Genomic DNA, 18,016 nt, shown 5'->3' on the forward strand with positions numbered 1-18,016 from the left:
TCACATGCGCTCCCTTCGTTCGGCTCGGGGACTCCACGGAGCCCCGACGGTATAGACCACTCTCCCGCAGATGCGGCGAAACAATCTCCCGATGACGGAAATCATCCAGAGCGACGGCGGGTCAGTCCTGGACGGCGGCACCCGGGGCCCGCGCGCTCGCGCTCCCCGGCATCACCGCGGGCCGCCCCGAACAGCCCCACCGGCACTCTCCTGCCCGAAATCGGGCAGGTTTCTTGCGAAAGCCCGCCCCTTACTCCAGAATCCACGGGGTGCACGACGAACTTGTTGATCATCTGACGCGGTCCACGCCCCTGAACCGGGGCGAGGCACTCCGGGTGGTCCAGGACGTGCTCGCCTACTTCGACGAGACGACCGAGGGGTTCGTCCGTCGCCGCCACCGCGAGCTCCAGGCCCAGGGCCTGGTGAACGCGGAGATCTTCGAACGGATCGGGGCGGACCTGCAGTACCGCGCGGTGGCACCGCCGGAACTCTCCCTCCGGCAGCTGCGCCGGATCGTCTACGGCTGAGGGGTACCTGTACATGTGCGGAATCGTCGGATACATCGGCAAGCGTGACGTCGCTCCCCTGCTCCTGGAAGGCCTTCAGCGTCTGGAGTACCGCGGCTACGACTCCGCGGGCATCGCCGTCACCTCGCCGAAGACGGCGGGTCTGAAGATGGTCAAGGCCAAGGGCCGGGTCCGCGACCTGGAGGCCAAGGTGCCGGCGCGCTTCAAGGGCACCACGGGCATCGCCCACACCCGCTGGGCCACCCACGGCGCCCCCTCCGACGTGAACGCCCACCCGCACATGTCGGCCGACAACAAGGTCGCCCTCGTGCACAACGGCATCATCGACAACGCCTCCGACCTGCGCCGCAAGCTTCAGGCGGACGGCGTGGAGTTCCTCTCCGAGACCGACACCGAGGTGCTCACCCACCTCATCGCCCGCTCCGAGGCCAAGACGCTGGAGGAGAAGGTCCGCGCCGCCGTCCGCATGGTCGAGGGCACCTACGGCATCGCCGTCCTGCACGCCGACTTCCCCGACCGCATCGTGGTGGCCCGCAACGGCTCGCCGGTCGTGCTCGGCATCGGCGAGAAGGAGATGTTCGTCGCCTCCGACATCGCCGCGCTGGTCACCCACACCCGGCAGATCGTCACCCTCGACGACGGCGAGATGGCCACCCTCAAGGCCGACGACTTCCGTACGTACACCACCGAGGGCACCCGCACCACCGCCGAGCCGACCACCGTGGAGTGGGAGGCGGCCTCCTACGACATGGGCGGCCACGACACCTACATGCACAAGGAGATCCACGAGCAGGCCGAGGCCGTGGACCGGGTGCTGCGCGGCCGGATCGACGACCGGTTCGCCACGGTGCACCTCGGCGGCATCAACCTCGACGCCCGCGAGGCGCGCGCGGTGCGCCGGGTGAAGATCCTCGGCTGCGGCACCTCCTACCACGCGGGCATGATCGGCGCCCAGATGATCGAGGAGCTAGCCCGCATCCCCGCCGACGCCGAGCCGGCCTCCGAGTTCCGCTACCGCAACGCGGTGGTCGACCCCGACACGCTGTACATCGCGGTCTCCCAGTCCGGTGAGACGTACGACGTGCTGGCGGCCGTGCAGGAGCTCAAGCGCAAGGGCGCGCGGGTGCTCGGCGTCGTCAACGTCGTGGGCTCCGCCATCGCCCGCGAGGCGGACGGCGGCGTCTACGTCCACGCCGGGCCCGAGGTCTGCGTGGTGTCCACCAAGTGCTTCACCAACACCTGCGTCGCCTTCGCGCTGCTCGCCCTGCACCTGGGCCGCATCCGCGACCTGTCGGTGCGCGACGGCAAGCGGATCATCGAGGGCCTGCGCAAGCTGCCGGAGCAGATCTCCGAGATCATGAAGCAGGAGGAGGAGATCGAGCGGCTGGCCCGGGACTACGCCGACGCCCGCTCGATGCTCTTCATCGGCCGGGTCCGGGGCTACCCGGTGGCCCGCGAGGCCTCCCTGAAGCTGAAGGAGGTCTCCTACATCCACGCCGAGGCCTACCCGGCCTCCGAGCTCAAGCACGGCCCGCTGGCCCTGATCGAGCCCGCCCTGCCGACGGTGGCGATCGTGCCGGACGACGACCTGCTGGAGAAGAACCGCGCGGCCATGGAGGAGATCAAGGCCCGCAGCGGCAGGATCCTCGCCGTCGCCCACCAGGAGCAGGAGAAGGCCGACCAGACGATCGTCGTGCCCAAGAACGAGGACGAGCTCGACCCCATCCTCATGGGCATCCCCCTCCAACTCCTCGCCTACCACACGGCCCTGGCCCTGGGCCGTGACATCGACAAGCCCAGGAACCTCGCCAAGTCGGTGACGGTGGAGTAGCAGCCCCCCTGTAGGTCGCCCCGCAGGGGCGCCAAAGGGGCGCGGGGCTGCATCGACATGCGGCTCCGCCGCGTGGGCGCGAGCAACCCCAACGCGCCCGCACGGGCAGAACCATGAGAAACGGACCCCCACGTGTGCCTCCCACCACGCGGGGGTCCGTTTCCATGGCCGGGGAGCATTCCAACCCCCCAGCCTGCGCGGCTAACCGGTGGCCGTCACCCTCCGGCCCGCAGCGCGTCGCGGAAGTTCCGTGGGCCAGTGGGCGAGCGCCGCCGTCGCCGCGTACCAGGCGACCGCTCCCGCCGCCACGGCGAACCAGCCGCCCACCTTCGCCAGACCGCCGGTGTCGGCGAACCGTGCGATGGCGAGCAGCACCAGAGAGACGAAGAACAGACCGTAGGTGCCCTGGCCGAGGACATCGCCGGCGGCGAGCGTCAACGTCAGGGCCACGAGGGCGAACAGGAGCAGGAAGAGTCCCGCGCCGTTGGCGGACACCTGGCTTCCCGCCGAGACGGCCCAGGTGAACCAGAGGGCGCCAAGTGCGCCGTAGGCCGTACCGGTCGCGGTGTCGCGATCGCGGAAGGCCAGCAGTCCGGCGACGAACAGCGCGACGCCGCCCACATAGTGAGCGAGTGTCACCGCGTCGTTCGCCGTCACTCCGTTGATGACTTCGGTGTACCCGAGGCCGAAGGCCAGCAGGGTCACACCGAGGGCGAGTCGGCCGAGGATGGTGGTCGTGGTGCTTCCCGCAGAGACGTCGTTGGCCACGGCAAGCTCCCTTCATGCCTGCGCAGTTGTGCGGTGACCGGTATATGCCCTTCACAAGGGCACAAACACCTCTGCGTGCCGGTATTTTCGCGGAAACGTACGCGCCGTGAAGAGAAGGGGAGTCAGCGGAGGGAGCCGGCTAGGGGATGACGACGACCGGCCGCTGCGCGCGCTTGGCGAGCCGGCCCGCCACCGAGCCGAACAGGCGCCCCACGATCCCGTGCGTGGAGCCCACGACGATCGCGTCCGCCTCATACTCCTTGCCGACCTCTTCGAGTTCGTGGCAGATGTCGCCGCCGCGCTCGACGAGGATCCACGGCACCTCCGCCAGGTACTCCGCGCAGGCGAGTTCGAGGCCGAGGACCTCGGTGCGGTGGTCCGGCACGTCCACGAAGACGGGGGGCTCGCACCCCGCCCACACCGTGGTGGGCAGCCGGTTGGCGACGTGGACGATGATCAGGCCCGAGTGGGTGCGATGCGCCATGCCGATCGCGTAGGCGAGGGCACGTTCGCTGGAGGTGGACCCGTCGAAGCCGACGACGACGCCGTGCTTGAACGCCGGATCGCAGGGATGGCGTGACTCTTCCGCCGCCAGGGGATCGGCCGCCGTGGGGTCGGCGAGCGGTCGCTTGCGGTCCGCGGGTTCGAAGAATTCGTGACCGGCCATGGCTGTCTCGGCGAGGTGATCCTTTGTCGGGGACGACAGTCTGCGGCGAAGCTGTGTCCGGGAATGGTCTTCCCGTCCCCATACCCCCAAGGGTACGGCGGCACGCCTCCTTAGCCCAGATCCCGCGCACTCTCCGTGGCGGTTCCCCGGAGCATGCACGAGCCACGCCCGTAACGCAATGGTTGCTGCCCCGTACAGGCGGTTTGTGCGGGATTCACTTTCCGCGACGGGTGGGAACACGGTAGCGGAGGGCGCCGGCGGGCGGCCGCGGCGAGCCCGCCCCGGTGCCGCACAGTGACCGACCCCTGGAACGCGCGTTGATCCCGGGGAGCCGCCGCCGTAGGGAGCACGCCGTGCCCGGACCCCGTACCGTCCCCGACCGAGGCCTGCCTCCCCCGTGGGACAGCGCGTCGGACACCGGGCAGGACACCGCGACCCCCGGGGCCACGGTGAGCGACACCGCGGGTGAGGTGGTGCACTGGGCCGCCTTCGCCTCCGCCCTCGTCCCACTGGTCCTGCTCCGGTACGGCACGTCGTTCGCCGGCGCCGCCGGCACCGGCCTGGGCCTCGCGGCCGCCACCGGCGCCTGTGGCGTACTGCTGCGCCGCTCCGAGCGCGCGGCGGCCCGGCTCCGCGCCGAGGAACGCGCTGCGCACCACGGCCGCCACCACAGGACGGAACCCGGGGCACACCGCGGCGCTCGGGACCCGGGCGGAACGGCACCGGTCGGCTGACCGGTTTTTGCGCACGCAGGCGCATCTTTTCAGCCAACTTCTCGAATCTGTGCATTCTCCGGCCGAAGCACCCCCCACCCCCCGTTCCACCTGCAAGGAAAGGGCCTCGGCGACCCCGCGCACCCTACGGGGATTGGCCACCACGACGAGGCGCACTTCCCTGCACGCTCCCCGAGTGCAACGCTTCGTGATCGAATGCTTCACGCCAAGTTGCCATGTCGACAATGTGCCGGGTGACGAACTGGCCAACACGGCACGGCGGGACGCAGTAGATTCGATCTTGACTGTCTTACGGCGGGGGACTCGTGCAGGACCGAGGGGAAACGTGCAGGAGCGACACAACCGAGGAGCCGCGACCACCGAGGGGGGCTTAGCAGTATGAGCCACGACTCCACTGCCGCGCCGGAAACGGCGGCCCGGAAGCTTTCCGGGCGACGCCGCAAGGAGATCGTCGCGGTGCTGCTGTTCAGCGGCGGCCCCATCTTCGAGAGTTCCATACCGTTGTCGGTGTTCGGGGTTGACCGCCAGGACGCCGGCGTACCGCGCTACCGACTGCTGGTGTGCGGGGGCGAGGACGGCCCACTGCGGACCACCGGCGGCCTGGAACTCACCACTCCGAACGGCCTGGAGGCGATCTCACGGGCGGGCACGGTCGTCGTGCCGGCCTGGCGCTCGATCACCTCGCCACCGCCGGCAGAGGCGCTCGACGCGCTGCGCCGTGCGCACGAGGAGGGGGCCCGCATCGTGGGCCTGTGCACCGGGGCGTTCGTACTCGCTGCGGCCGGCCTGCTGGACGGCCGGCCGGCGACCACGCACTGGATGTACGCGCCGACGCTGGCCAAGCGCTATCCGTCGGTGCACGTGGATCCCAGAGAGCTGTTCGTCGACGACGGCGACGTGCTGACGTCGGCGGGCACGGCGGCCGGAATCGACCTGTGCCTGCACATCGTGCGCTCGGACCACGGCAACGAGGCGGCGGGCGCGCTGGCCCGGCGGCTGGTGGTCCCGCCTCGCCGGAGCGGAGGCCAGGAACGCTACCTGGACCGCTCTTTACCGGAGGAGATCGGCGCCGACCCGCTCGCCGAGGTCGTCGCCTGGGCGCTGGAGCACCTCCACGAGCAGTTCGACGTGGAGACGCTGGCCGCGCGGGCGTACATGAGCCGGCGTACGTTCGACCGCCGCTTCCGTTCCCTGACCGGGAGCGCGCCGCTGCAGTGGCTGATCACCCAGCGGGTGCTCCAGGCGCAGCGGCTGCTGGAGACGTCCGACTACTCGGTCGACGAGGTGGCGGGCCGCTGCGGCTTCCGCTCCCCCGTGGCACTGCGCGGCCACTTCCGGCGGCAGCTGGGCTCGTCCCCGGCGGCGTACCGGGCGGCCTACCGGGCACGGCGTCCGCAGAACGAGCGGCAGGGCGACGGCGACCTCGCCTCGGGAACGGCCGGCATGCCGGGCGGCCCGGGACCGCACTCCGCGGCCCCCCCGGCCGGCCCCGTGTCGCCGCTGCCCTCCTTCCACCCGGACAGCCAGGTTCCTCACCAGTCCCGCCGCACCGCGGCGGCGCTGTCGGTGAGCGTTCCGGGCCAGCGCGGCGGCTCGTGACCCGCGACGGGCGGGCGGACGGACCTCCGGGTCCCGTCCACCCGCCCGTGCCGGCAGCGGCCGCTGTCGGACAAGGTCGTCGCACGGTCGGTCCGGGTCGCGGCGGGGCGCCGTAAGGTGAGACACATGAACGATCGCATGGTGTGGATCGACTGCGAGATGACCGGCCTCTCGCTGTCCGACGACGCGCTCATCGAGGTGGCCGCCCTCGTCACCGACTCCGAGCTGAACGTACTCGGCGAGGGAGTCGACATCGTCGTCCAGCCGCCGGACTCGGCGCTGGAGACGATGCCGGAGGTAGTGCGTGAGATGCACACCGCGTCCGGCCTGCTCGCCGAGCTGGCCGGCGGCACGACGCTCAAGGACGCCGAGGAGCAGGTCCTGGCCTACGTGCGGGAGCACGTGAAGGAGCCCGGCAAGGCCCCGCTGTGCGGAAACTCGGTCGGCACCGACCGCGGCTTCCTGCTGCGCGACATGCCGGCGCTGGAGGGCTACCTGCACTACCGGATCGTGGACGTGTCCTCGATCAAGGAGCTGGCCCGGCGCTGGTACCCGCGGGCGTACTTCAACAGCCCGGAGAAGAACGGCAACCACCGCGCCCTGGCCGACATCCGCGAGTCCATCGCGGAGTTGCGCTACTACCGCGAGGCCGTCTTCGTCCCGCAGCCCGGCCCCGACTCCGACACCGCCAAGGCGATCGCGGCGAAGCACGTCCTGCCTGCTCAGCAGGTCTAGCGGGGGCCCTCGAAGGGGCGCCGCGAAACCTGTGCGCGAGCACCCCTTCGGACCCTGTAGACTTCTTCTCGGCCGGTCGGGGAAACCGCAGAATCCCTCTGACCGGTCATGGTGGGTGTAGCTCAGCTGGTAGAGCACCTGGTTGTGGTCCAGGATGCCGCGGGTTCGAGTCCCGTCACTCACCCTCCTCAAAGAGGCCGATGACCTGCAACAACAAGGTCATCGGCCTCTTTCGTTCTCCTCATGCACAGCTGTGACGCCCGATGGCGGTAATATCAGCCGACTTTCCGGGGGGATGCGACGGCTGGGGGCCGAGTCGCCATGGACGACATCGCCCACCCCTCGGACTTCTCGGGAGGGGCACCCTTGTTCCGCAATACCGTTGCGCACCCCCGTGGCGCGAGACCCGTCGGTATCGCCGTCACCGCATGCGCGGCTCTACTGGCCGGTACCGGTCCGCTGGCACCCGGCGTCGCCTCCGCGGCGCCTGCCGTACCTCAGGAGACCGTCGTCCCGGCGGCCCTGCGCAGCACCTACACCTCGGCCTCGCTCTATGACGCCAACACCCTGACCGGCGCGGACGGTGCCGGCAGCCAGGGTTTCTTCCACCAGCTCGAGGGCTACTCCGGTCTCGTCTGGTCGCGTTACGGCGGCGGCGCGCCGGTCCCTGTACCGAAACCGGAAGGCTCGTACTTCAAGGAAGCGACGGGCAGCGACGTACTCGCGTACCACTACCCCGACCGGGTGGAGTTGTGGGACGCCTCCGACGGGACAACCGGTACGGTGCACATCCCCGAGAAACAGAGCGTGCTCTCCGTCTACGGCAGCACCGTCGTCACCTTTCGCAACTCCGCCACCGGGGACGGGACATCCACCCGGGTCATGCATCTGCTGACCAGCGGCCCTGACGGAACCACCCGCGACGTGCCGGTCGTCGGCGCGCCGGAGGACATGGTGCTCGGCCAGCCGCACGGGGCCGACGCGTCCGGCGTGCTGTTCCAGAGCCAGCAGAGGGACGGCACGGTCCGGATGGTCGTCGTCGACCGGGAGACGGGCCGGGTCCAGGGCTGGACGCAGCGGCTGCCCAGCGGCTACTACCGGGCGAAGATCTCCCCCGACCACATCGTGGTGTACAGCTCCTCCAAGTCCACGGTGCTGGTGCTGCCCCGCTCCGACGTGTCGGCGACGCCGGTCGAGGTCGCGCTGGACAGTGGCTTCTCCAAACCGGGCCACGAACTGGCCCTCGTCGGCGACTGGTTGGTCTACCGCCCCGGTGCCGTCACCACCCTCGAGGCGATACCGGTCGCGGGCGGGCAGCCCATCACCGTGGTCACGGGGTCGGGCACCGGCCTGGTGGCCGCCCCCGACGGCACCGCCCTCGCCATCGGCCGCACGTCGACCGCCCTCGACGACCGCGGCATCCAGCACATCCACCCCGGCGACGACAGCGCGCCCGTCGTCACCACGGTCAGGCCACTGCCCCGGCCGGTCGTCCCGATCGAGGGGCTCGTCCTGAGTCAGGGCAGACTCGTCGACGCCGAGATGGCGAACGGCCGCCGCACCCCCTACGTCCGGGACGTGGCCGCGACCGGCACCCCCGAGTACGGCGATCACACCCGCCTGACCCCGACGTCCGATGTGGTCATGGACGACTGCCCGGCCGCAGACCCCGGCTGCGCGTCGGTCTTCGACGTCGGCGACGGGCGCGTCGCCTGGATCGAGCGCCGGAGCGGCGGATCGGACCTGCTCCGGGTCCACGGCCCCGGCACATACGACTACTACCAACGCAGCGTGCCGGCCGGCGGCCGGATCACCGACGTCTCGGGCGGGTACCTGATCCACACCACCCCCGACAAGCAGTCCGTCTACCGCCTGGACGACGACGGCGCCCCTCTGACGCGCACCCCCGGCGCGGCCGCCGTCTGGGAGAACCGGCTCTGGACGCCTGGTACCGCGCCGGGCAGCGTCTCGGCGCTCGACCTCGTCTCGAAGAAGACGGTCGAGACCGTCGACACCGGCGCGAGCTGCGTTCCGCAGGAGTTGCAGGCCGTGGGCCGCTGGCTGTACTGGAGCTGCGGCGCCGACGGGCCCGCCGGGGTGTACGACCGTACGAAGAAGACCTCGGTGGCCGTCCCCTCCGGGGAGGCGCTGCTCGGCGACGGGTACCTCGTCACCCACGACCGGCAGGCCGGGATCCTGAACCTCACCACGGTGGACTCCGGTTCGCCCAGCACCCGCGTCATCGGCGAACTGCCCGACACCGGGACCTCGCAGCGCCACGTCCGCTGGACCGTGGACAGGTACAGCGGCAACGTCGCGTACGTGGACGCGCAGGAACGCATCCACCTTGTGCCGTCCGGGGTCACCACCACCCAGTCACTGATCACCCTGCGGGAGGCGGAGGCCACCTCCGTCAACGCCGAATGGCCCGCGAACCGTGCGGGCATGCGCGGGACGGCGGTCTTCGACGGCGTGTTCTCCAAGCCGGTCGCGTCCTGGAAGCTCGTGGTCCGGGACAAGAACACCAACCGCGTGGTCGACCAGCGCCAGGGCGGCGACACCCGCGGGCGGCTGGACGTGCAGTGGACGGGCATGGACCCGGCCAAGAAGTACAAGACCCCGCTGCCGAACGGCCGGTACACCTGGGAGCTCACCGCGAACCCGGCGGACGGCCGGGGGGCGGCGCTGCGCCGCCAGGGGACGGTCCGGCTCCTCCGCGGTCAGCCCGTCCCGCGCGACTACGCGGGGTCCGGGGCGTCGCCTGACGCGATCGCGGACCTGCTGACGCTCGACTCGCACGGGACCCTCACGTTTCACCACGGGAACGGCGCCGGGAAGTTCTCCGGCAAGACGTCGGGGCGCGGCTGGCCCACCTCGGTGCTCGCCGTGCCCTTCGGGGACCTGAACAAGGACAAGTGCAACGACGTCCTCGTACGGATGGCGAACGGATCGCTGCGGGCGTACCGGCCCGCATGCGGAAAGCCGCTCACGCCCTCGACCCCGTACCGGACGCTGAGCGGCGGCACCGGCTGGAAGGCCTACGACATACTCACCGCGCCCGGGGACCTCACCGGCGACGGGCTGACCGACCTGCTGGCGCGGAAGGCGTCGACGGGCGCGATGTACCTCTTCGCGGCGAAGCCCGACGGCACGCTGGCGGCCGGGAAGAAGATCGCCTCGGGCTGGGGCTCGTACACGAAGATCATCGGAGTCGGCGACCTGAACGGCGACGGCCTCGGGGACGTGCTGGCACGGCACAAGAACGGCACTCTGTACCGGTATTACGGGACGAAGGGCGGGCTGTCGACGAAACGGGTCAAGCTGTTCTCGAAGTGGGGTGCCTCGTACAACGCGGTCGTCGGCGTCGGCGACATCACCTCGGACGGGAAGCCCGACCTGGTGGCGCGCGACACCTCGGGGAACCTGTGGCTCCAGAAGGGCGACGGCCGGGGCTCGTTCGGGGCCCGCACGAAAATCGCGACGGGCTGGAAGGGCTACAAGGGACTGTTCTGAACCGGGCTCGGGACGGGGGCACACGACGACCGTGGTGTGCCCCCACGGACGGGCCGCAGTCGTGCCCGCCCGGCCGTTCAGTGCCGGGCGGGTGGGTTACGCAGAGCCTTCGCGATCACGTCGTGGACGAGGTGCTCGCCGGGGGCTCGGTTCTCCTTGAGCCGGGGGAGGTCGTCCGGGCCGAACCAGTCGTAGGCGGTGTGCTTGGACCATTCCAAGGCGGGGTGGTTCAGGTCGCCGTCGACTTCGACGAGGTAGTCGGCCTCCCGTCTCATACCGCTGCCGTCGTCCCCGGTCCATGCGGTGATCCCGAGCAGGCGCCGCACCCGGCGCAGACGCCAGCCGGTCTCTTCCTCGACTTCGCGGGCGAGGGCGTCCAGCAAGGACTCGCCGGGCTCGACGTGGCCGCCGACGATGTCCCAGCAATCGGGGAAGAGCCGCCGGTCCGGGCCGCGCCTCTGGGCGAAGGCCCTGCCGTCACGGTCGAGGATGACCGCTCCGGCCGCCCAGACCTCCCCGTCGGCGGGAACCGGGATCTCGACTCCGCTGTCCACGGCCACCTTGTGCTGCTCGCCCGCCATGGCCTCACTGTAGGGCGAGCACGCTGCCGTCTCCTCGCCCCCCGGCTCCGTCGCGTGCGACGGGTACGACGGGTTGGAGGCAGAGAGCTGATATCCATCGGCTCTCCGGACCGGAAGCCGCTACTCTCCGGCAATGAACCGACGCCGGCGCAAGAAGCTCTCCCGGCATCTCGTCGACGCGGCCATGATGGGTCACACCGCCCGCGCGGAGGCGCTGTTGCGGCTCGGGGCCGATCCGGAGCGAGCGGACAGGGAGGGCACCACTCCGCTCTACGCGGCGTCCGTGCAAGGGGATGCCGAGACGGTCCGGCTGATTCTCGCGGCCGGGGCCTGTCCGGACACCGAGAGCGGGCGCGGGTCGGAGGGCACGCCCCTGTGCGCGGCCGCCTGCTGGGGGCACACCGAGACGGTGCGCGAACTGCTGGCGCACGGTGCCGATCCGAATCTCCGTGAGGATCACGGCACGGGCCGTACGCCCCTGGAGTGGGCGGTGGCCGATTCCCATGCCGAGACCGTCGCCCTTCTCGTCGCGGCGGGATCCACCCACCGCGGCGAACCAGAGCCGGGGCCCGTTACGACGACGCCCGCACCACCAGTTCCGTAGGCAGCACGAGTTGCCTGCGTTCCAGCCCGCGGGACACCGCCGGGCGGCGGTCGGCGATCTCGTTCAGCAGGAGGTCGATCATCGCGCGGCCCATCTCCTCGATGGGCTGGCGGACGCTGCTCAGGGGCGGGTCCATGTGGCGGGCTATGGCGGAGTCGTCGTAGCCGACGAGGGCCACGTCGTCGGGGATGCGGCGGCCCGCCTCGCGCAGCACCTGGCGGGCGCCGGCGGCCGTGACGTCGGAGGCGGCGAAGACGGCGTCCAGGTCGGGGCGGTGGGCCAGCAGGCGCGTCATCGCGCGGCGGCCGCCGCCCTCGGTGAAGTCACCCTGCGCCACGAGGAGTTCGTCCACCTCGTGGCCCGCGTCGCGCAGGGCGGCGCGGTAGCCGTCGACGCGGCGCTGGGCACCGTAGACGTCCAGGTGGCCGGTGATGTGGGCGACGGTGCGGCAGCCGTGGGCCAGCAGGTGCTCCACGGCGGAGCGGGCGCCTCCGTAGTTGTCGGAGTCCACCGAGGTCAGGGTCTCGCCCGCCGACCGCGGACCGCTGATCACGGCCGGGATCTCCAACTGGGACAGCATGTCCGGCAGCGGGTCGTCGGCGTGCACGGAGACCAGCAGGACGCCGTCCACCCGGTGCGCGGCCAGGTACTGGGCCAGCCGCTGCCGCTTCTGGTCGCTGCCGGCGAAGATCAGCAGCAACTGCATCTCCGTGTCCGACAGTCCGGCGCCGACACCCCGCAGCATGTCCGAGAAGTACGGCTCGGCGAAGAAGCGGGTCTCCGGCTCGGGTACCACGAGGGCGATCGCGTCGGTGCGGTTGGCGGCGAGGGCGCGGGCGGCCGTGTTGGGGACGTAGCCGAGTTCGGCGACCGCGGCCTCGACCGCGGCCCGGGTGGCGTCGCTGACCCGGGGCGAGCCGTTGATCACCCGTGAGACGGTGCCCCGGCCGACGCCGGCCCGCGCGGCGACCTCTTCGAGGGTCGGCCGACCGCCGCTCCGGCCCCGCGCTCCGTGGCCTGTCATTGGCTCCGCCTTTCCGCCGTCGAAACCGCCTTGGCCTGGAATGTAACAGTCTCCCGAGAACGCACGCCGTGCCCGGGGCCGCCGCGGCGGCCTCCGGGGAAGGAGCGGCTCCGCATGTCCGGGACGCGAACCTCACTCTCCCGCGTTAGCTAACAGGCCGATAACTGAACGCATTTGTCCTCGCTCACACCCTTGACACCCCCGCTCGAACCCGCGACTCTTCAACACATCACTGGTGGGAGCGCTCCCACAGTACCTGACACATACACAACCCGCACGTTCCCCGCCCGAGCCGCAGCGAGTAAAACGGGCCCAACATGCAGTTGGCCGGGGGGTCGGCACGTCAGGGCAACAGGAGGACGCAATGCGAGCACGTTTCCTCGCCCATTCTCGGCTTCGTCCGAGTGGGGGCACACCCATCGCCCGCAAGGCGGTGGTCCTGGCGGCAGCCGCGTCGCTGGGGGCCGGACTGCTGGCCGGCTGCTCCAGCGACAGCGGAGGCGAGTCCGGCTCGTCCGGCGGCAGTGGCAACGGCGGTGACAAGGTCACGATCACCTTGGGGCTCTTCGGCACCATGGGCTTCAAGGAGGCCGGCCTCTACACCGAGTACGAGAAGCTGCACTCCAACATCAGGATCCAGGAGAACGTCACCGAGCGCAATGAGAACTACTACCCGGCGCTCGTCAACCATCTGACCACCAACAGCGGCCTGATGGACGTCCAGGCCATCGAAGTCGGCAACATCGCCGAGGTCGTCGGCACCCAGGGGGCCAAGTTCGAGGACCTCTCCAAGGTCTCGGGCGTGGACAAGAGCAACTGGCTGGACTGGAAGTGGCAGCAGGCCACCACCAAGGACGACCAGACCATCGGCCTCGGCACCGACATCGGCCCGATGGCGATCTGCTACCGCAAGGACCTCTTCGAGCAGGCCGGTCTGCCCACCGACCGCGAGGAGGTCGGCAAGCTCTGGGCGGGCGACTGGAACAAGTTCGTCGCGGCGGGCGAGACGTTCAAGAAGAAGGCGCCCAGCGGCACCTACTTCATGGACTCCCCCGGCGGTCTGATCAACGCGATCCTCAGCAGTGAGAAGGAGAAGTTCTACGACGCCTCCGGCGAGGTCATCTACAAGAAGAACCCCGCCGTCAAGTCCGCCTTCAACCTGACGGCCAAGGCCGCCCAGGAGGGCCTGCTCCAGTCGCAGACGCAGTTCCAGCCGGCCTGGGACCAGACGATCGCGAACAGCAAGTTCGCCACCGTCGCCTGCCCGCCGTGGATGCTCGGCACCATCAAGGGCAAGTCGAAGCCGGACGCGGCCGGCAAGTGGGACGTGGCCGTGCCGCCGAAGGGCGGCAACTGGGGCGGTTCCTTCCTGGCCGTGCCCAAGAGCGGCAAGCACGTGAAGGAGGCGACGGACTTCATCACCTGGTTGACGGCTCCCGAGCAGCAGGCGAAGCTGTTCGCCGTCCAGGGCAGCTTCCCGAGCGCGCCGGGCGCGTACACCATGCCGGCGGTGACCGACGCGAAGAACGAGATGACCGGTGACGCGCCCATCGGCAAGATCTTCGCCGAGGCCGCCAAGTCCATCCCGGTCCAGGTGATCGGCCCGAAGGACCAGATCGTCCAGCAGGGCCTGACGGACAACGGTGTCTTCCTCGTGACGAAGGGCAAGTCGCCCGCCGACGCGTGGACGACGGCCACCAAGACCATCGACAACAACCTGGAGAAGTGACCGGTATGGCCACCCGGCACGACACCGCCGCGCCCCCCGAGGAGGGGGGCGCGGCCCCGGGCCGCCCGGCGGAGACCGACGCCGCCGACGCGGAGCACCGGCGCCGGGCACGGCAGTCCCGGCGCTGGCAGCGGGACATGCGGTGGAGCCCGTACGCGTTCGTCTCGCCGTTCTTCCTCCTGTTCGTCGCCTTCGGGCTGTTCCCGCTGATCTACACCGCGTGGGCCTCGCTGCACACGGTGGAGCTGACGGCGCCGACCGACATGGAATGGGCCGGGCTGCGCAACTACACCCGGATCTTCGACGACGAGTTCTTCTGGAACGCGGCGCGCAACACCCTGACCATCGGTATCATCTCCACGGTCCCGCAGCTGCTGATGGCGATGGGCCTGGCGCACATCCTCAACTACCGGCTGCGCGCCACGACGTTCTACCGGGTCGCGATGCTCGCGCCGTACGCGACCTCGATCGCCGCCGCCTCGCTGGTCTTCGTGCTGCTCTTCGGCCGCGACTACGGGATGATCAACTGGGTGCTGCACTCGGTCGGCTTCGACAACGTCGACTGGCAGAACGACAAGTGGCCCTCCCAGATAGCCGTATCCACGATCATCATCTGGCGCTGGACGGGCTACAACGCGCTGATCTACCTCGCGGCGATGCAGGCCATCCCGAACGACCTGTACGAGTCGGCGGCCCTGGACGGCGCCAACCGGTTCCGGCAGTTCTTCCACGTCACCCTTCCGCAGCTGCGCCCGACCATCCTGTTCACCGCCGTGGTGTCGACCATCGGCGCCAGCCAGGTCTTCGGCGAGCCGCTGCTGTTCGACGCCAACAAGGGCGCCTCCGGCGGTGCCGAGCACCAGTTCCAGACGCTGGGTCTGTACCTGTACGAGCAGGGCTGGGTGAACCAGCACCTGGGCCGGGCCTCCGCGATCGCCTGGACGATGTTCCTGATCCTGATCGTGATCGGCGTGGTCAACTACGTCATCTCGCGCCGGCTGCGCGCCAGTAGTTAAGGAGTACCGGCCGTGACGACGACGACCCTGACCGAACCCGAGACGCCGACCGACGCGCCCCGCCGGACGCGCCGGCCCAAGGCCGCCCGCGCGGGCGGACAACTGCACGCCGGCCCGATCGCCTACGTGATCCTGGCCCTGTTCACCATCGGCTCGCTGTTCCCGCTGGTGTGGACGGCGATCGCCGCCTCCCGGAACAACAACCGGCTGGCGCAGACCCCGCCGCCCTTCTGGTTCGGCTCGAACCTGACGCACAACCTCCAGGTCGCCTGGACGGACGCCAATCTGGGCAAGGCCTTCGTCAACACCACGATCGTGGCGGGGACCTCCGCGGCGACGGTCGTGTTCCTGTCGACGATCGCCGGCTTCGCCTTCGCCAAGCTGCGCTTCAAGGGCCGGGGCGCGCTGATGCTGATCGTGATCGGCACGATGATGGTGCCGCCGCAGCTCAGCATCATCCCGCTGTACATGATGGTGGCCAAGCTGGACTGGACCGACCAGTTGCAGGCAGTGATCCTGCCGTCGCTGGTCAGCGCGTTCGGTGTGTTCTTCATGCGGCAGTACCTGCTTCAGGCGCTGCCGGACGAGATCATCGAGGCCGCCCGGGTGGACGGCGCGAGCAGTTGGCGTGTGGTGTGGCACGTGGTGTTCCCGGCGGCGCGACCCGCGATGGCCGTGCTGGGGATGCTGATGTTCGTGCAGACCTGGAACGACTTCCTGTGGCCCTTCCTGGTCCTGACCCAGACCGGCAACCCGACCGTGCAGGTCGCCCTCGCGGGCCTGGGCCGCGGCTACACCCCCGACCAGTCCCTGATCATGGCGGGCGCGCTGCTCGGCACACTGCCGCTGCTGCTGGTCTTCGCGATCTTCGGCAAGCAGATCGTGGGCGGCATCATGCAGGGCGCGGTCAAGGGCTGACGCCCGCGACCGGTCCGCACCGGCCCGCGACTGTCCTCGCGGCGCCCGCGGCCCGTCCGCGTCCGCGCGTCGGCCCGGCCGCCGCGCACGCCCCGCCTGTCCCGGGGCCGGGTCACCGTGGTCCCGGCCCCTCGCCTTCCCGTTCCCTCCGTCCCCTCCATCCCTTTTCCCTGCTTCCCTCTGCCCACATCGATCCCTGTCCACCCTCCCCTTTCGAATCGTCGGTCTTTCACGACCACCTATGGGAGCGCTTCCATGTCTGAGTCCGCACAGCCGGTGACCCCGGTGACCTTTCCGCCCGCATTCCTCTGGGGCGCCGCGACCTCCGCGTACCAGATCGAGGGGGCGGTGCGGGAGGACGGCCGCACGCCCTCGATCTGGGACACCTTCAGCCATACCCCGGGCAAGACCGCCGGAGGTGAGACCGGTGACATCGCTGTCGACCACTACCACCGCTACCGCGACGACGTGGCCCTGATGGCGGACCTGGGCCTGAAGGCCTACCGCTTCTCCATCTCCTGGCCACGGGTGCAGCCCACCGGCCGGGGCCCCGCCGTCCAGGTGGGCCTGGACTTCTACCGCCGTCTCGTGGACGAGCTCCTGAACCACGGGATCAAGCCGGCGGTCACCCTCTACCACTGGGACCTGCCGCAGGAACTGGAGGACGCGGGCGGCTGGCCCGAGCGCGAGACCGCGCTGCGCTTCGCGGAGTACGCGCAGATCGTCGGTGAGGCGCTCGGCGACCGGGTGGAGCAGTGGATCACCCTCAACGAGCCATGGTGCACCGCCTTCCTGGGCTACGGCTCCGGGGTGCACGCCCCGGGCCGCACCGAGCCCGCGGCCACGCTGCGCGCGGCCCACCACCTGAACCTGGCCCACGGCCTGGGCACGCAGGCGCTGCGGTCGGTGATGCCGGCCCGCAACTCGGTCGCGGTCAGCCTCAACTCCTCGGTGGTCCGCACCGTCTCACAGGACCCCGCGGACCTGGCGGCGGCCCAGAAGATCGACGACCTGGCCAACGGGATCTTCCACGGCCCGATGCTGCACGGCGCGTACCCGGCCACGCTGCTGGAGGCGACCTCCTCCCTCACGGACTGGTCCTTCGTCCAGGACGGCGATGTGCGCACCGCCCACCAGCCGCTGGACGCGCTCGGCCTCAACTACTACACGCCGGCCCTGGTGTCGGCGGCGGACACGACGCTGGAGGGTCCGCGGGCCGACGGCCACGGGGCGAGCGAGCACTCGCCGTGGCCCGGCGCGGACGACGTGGCGTTCCACCAGACGCCGGGCGACCGCACCGAGATGGGCTGGACGATCGACCCGAGCGGCCTGCACGAGCTGATCATGCGCTACTCCCGCGAGGCACCGGGGCTGGCCCTGTACGTCACCGAGAACGGCGCCGCCTACGACGACAAGGTGGACGCCGACGGCCGCGTGCACGACCCGGAGCGCGTCGCCTACCTGCACTCGCACCTGGCGGCGGTGCGCAGGGCCATCACGGACGGCGCGGACGTCCGCGGGTACTACCTGTGGTCCCTGATGGACAACTTCGAGTGGGCCTACGGGTACAGCAAGCGGTTCGGCGCGGTCTACGTCGACTACAGCACCCTCGCCCGGATCCCGAAGTCCAGCGCCCACTGGTACGGCAAGGCCGCCCGCACCGGGGAGCTGCCGTCGCCGGACGCCGTCTGACGGCCCGTCCGGCCCACAGCGCGTCCCGGCCGGCTCGGGGGTGAACCGGCCGGGACGCTTTCCCCCCTGAGCGGCCGC

15 protein-coding genes and 1 tRNA gene are annotated in these 18,016 nt (G+C 70.4%); 12 read left to right on the top strand and 4 right to left on the bottom strand.

Going from position 1 to position 18,016, the window contains the following annotated elements:
- The first annotated feature begins 269 nt into the window (after window positions 1–269).
- Window positions 270–527: a hypothetical protein gene (locus CG719_RS15465; protein WP_100569203.1), complete on the top strand. Its 258-nt coding sequence runs from the start codon at window positions 270–272 to the stop codon at window positions 525–527.
- Between the two features lie 13 nt (window positions 528–540).
- Complete coding sequence (gene glmS, locus CG719_RS15470; RefSeq protein ID WP_100569204.1) at window positions 541–2,358, top strand: glutamine--fructose-6-phosphate transaminase (isomerizing); 1,818 nt, start codon at window positions 541–543, stop codon at window positions 2,356–2,358.
- Window positions 2,359–2,559: 201 nt separating this feature from the next.
- Here the strand turns inward: glmS and CG719_RS15475 are convergent, their stop codons facing one another.
- Both CG719_RS15475 and CG719_RS15480 read right to left on the bottom strand, forming a co-directional pair.
- Window positions 2,560–3,126, bottom strand: a complete 567-nt coding sequence (locus tag CG719_RS15475; RefSeq protein ID WP_100569205.1) for a GPR1/FUN34/YaaH family transporter — start codon at window positions 3,124–3,126, stop codon at window positions 2,560–2,562.
- Window positions 3,127–3,265: 139 nt separating this feature from the next.
- Window positions 3,266–3,793, bottom strand: a complete 528-nt coding sequence (locus CG719_RS15480) for a universal stress protein (protein WP_100569206.1) — start codon at window positions 3,791–3,793, stop codon at window positions 3,266–3,268.
- 353 nt (window positions 3,794–4,146) lie between these two features.
- Here CG719_RS15480 and CG719_RS15485 point away from each other — a divergent pair, with 353 nt between their 5' ends.
- The 5 genes from CG719_RS15485 (at window position 4,147) to CG719_RS15505 (ending at window position 10,374) form a co-directional block, all read left to right on the top strand.
- Window positions 4,147–4,527, top strand: a complete 381-nt coding sequence (locus tag CG719_RS15485) for a hypothetical protein (RefSeq protein ID WP_376492152.1) — start codon at window positions 4,147–4,149, stop codon at window positions 4,525–4,527.
- A 378-nt stretch (window positions 4,528–4,905) separates the two neighbouring features.
- Window positions 4,906–6,126 (top strand): helix-turn-helix domain-containing protein, encoded by a 1,221-nt coding sequence (locus CG719_RS15490; protein ID WP_100569207.1) that lies wholly within the window; start codon window positions 4,906–4,908, stop codon window positions 6,124–6,126.
- Between the two features lie 126 nt (window positions 6,127–6,252).
- Window positions 6,253–6,861 carry an oligoribonuclease gene (gene orn / locus CG719_RS15495; protein WP_100569208.1) on the top strand — a complete coding sequence of 203 codons (609 nt, stop codon included), beginning with the start codon at window positions 6,253–6,255 and terminating at the stop codon, window positions 6,859–6,861.
- Between the two features lie 111 nt (window positions 6,862–6,972).
- A tRNA-His gene (locus CG719_RS15500) sits at window positions 6,973–7,045 on the top strand.
- 182 nt (window positions 7,046–7,227) lie between these two features.
- Entirely contained in the window at window positions 7,228–10,374 is a 3,147-nt protein-coding gene (locus CG719_RS15505; RefSeq protein ID WP_234375600.1) for an FG-GAP repeat domain-containing protein, read from the top strand.
- Window positions 10,375–10,451: 77 nt separating this feature from the next.
- Here CG719_RS15505 and CG719_RS15510 read toward each other — a convergent pair whose 3' ends face one another.
- On the bottom strand, window positions 10,452–10,955 hold the full coding sequence (locus CG719_RS15510) for an NUDIX hydrolase (RefSeq protein WP_100569209.1): 504 nt from the start codon (window positions 10,953–10,955) through the stop codon (window positions 10,452–10,454).
- A 133-nt stretch (window positions 10,956–11,088) separates the two neighbouring features.
- On the opposite strand from CG719_RS15510, the gene CG719_RS15515 reads away from it, so the two are divergent.
- On the top strand, window positions 11,089–11,559 hold the full coding sequence (locus CG719_RS15515; RefSeq protein ID WP_100569210.1) for an ankyrin repeat domain-containing protein: 471 nt from the start codon (window positions 11,089–11,091) through the stop codon (window positions 11,557–11,559).
- Here the strand turns inward: CG719_RS15515 and CG719_RS15520 are convergent.
- Complete coding sequence (locus CG719_RS15520) at window positions 11,528–12,583, bottom strand: LacI family DNA-binding transcriptional regulator (protein WP_100569211.1); 1,056 nt, start codon at window positions 12,581–12,583, stop codon at window positions 11,528–11,530. The genes CG719_RS15515 and CG719_RS15520 overlap by 32 nt on opposite strands.
- Before the next feature lie 364 nt (window positions 12,584–12,947).
- On the opposite strand from CG719_RS15520, the gene CG719_RS15525 reads away from it, so the two are divergent.
- The 4 genes from CG719_RS15525 to CG719_RS15540 all read left to right on the top strand — a co-directional run bounded on the left by CG719_RS15525 (window position 12,948) and on the right by CG719_RS15540 (window position 17,938).
- The gene (locus tag CG719_RS15525) at window positions 12,948–14,312 is read left to right on the top strand and encodes an ABC transporter substrate-binding protein (protein WP_100569212.1); all 1,365 of its coding nucleotides are present in this window, start codon (window positions 12,948–12,950) and stop codon (window positions 14,310–14,312) included.
- A 5-nt stretch (window positions 14,313–14,317) separates the two neighbouring features.
- Complete coding sequence (locus CG719_RS15530) at window positions 14,318–15,328, top strand: carbohydrate ABC transporter permease (protein ID WP_100569213.1); 1,011 nt, start codon at window positions 14,318–14,320, stop codon at window positions 15,326–15,328.
- Between the two features lie 12 nt (window positions 15,329–15,340).
- Window positions 15,341–16,246, top strand: coding sequence for a carbohydrate ABC transporter permease (locus tag CG719_RS15535; RefSeq protein WP_100569214.1), 906 nt, complete (start codon window positions 15,341–15,343; stop codon window positions 16,244–16,246).
- A gap of 255 nt (window positions 16,247–16,501) precedes the next feature.
- Complete coding sequence (locus tag CG719_RS15540; protein WP_100569215.1) at window positions 16,502–17,938, top strand: GH1 family beta-glucosidase; 1,437 nt, start codon at window positions 16,502–16,504, stop codon at window positions 17,936–17,938.
- Window positions 17,939–18,016 lie beyond the last annotated feature (78 nt).

Source organism: Streptomyces sp. CB01373 (genome assembly GCF_002803075.1).
Classification (GTDB): Bacteria; Actinomycetota; Actinomycetes; order Streptomycetales; family Streptomycetaceae; genus Streptomyces.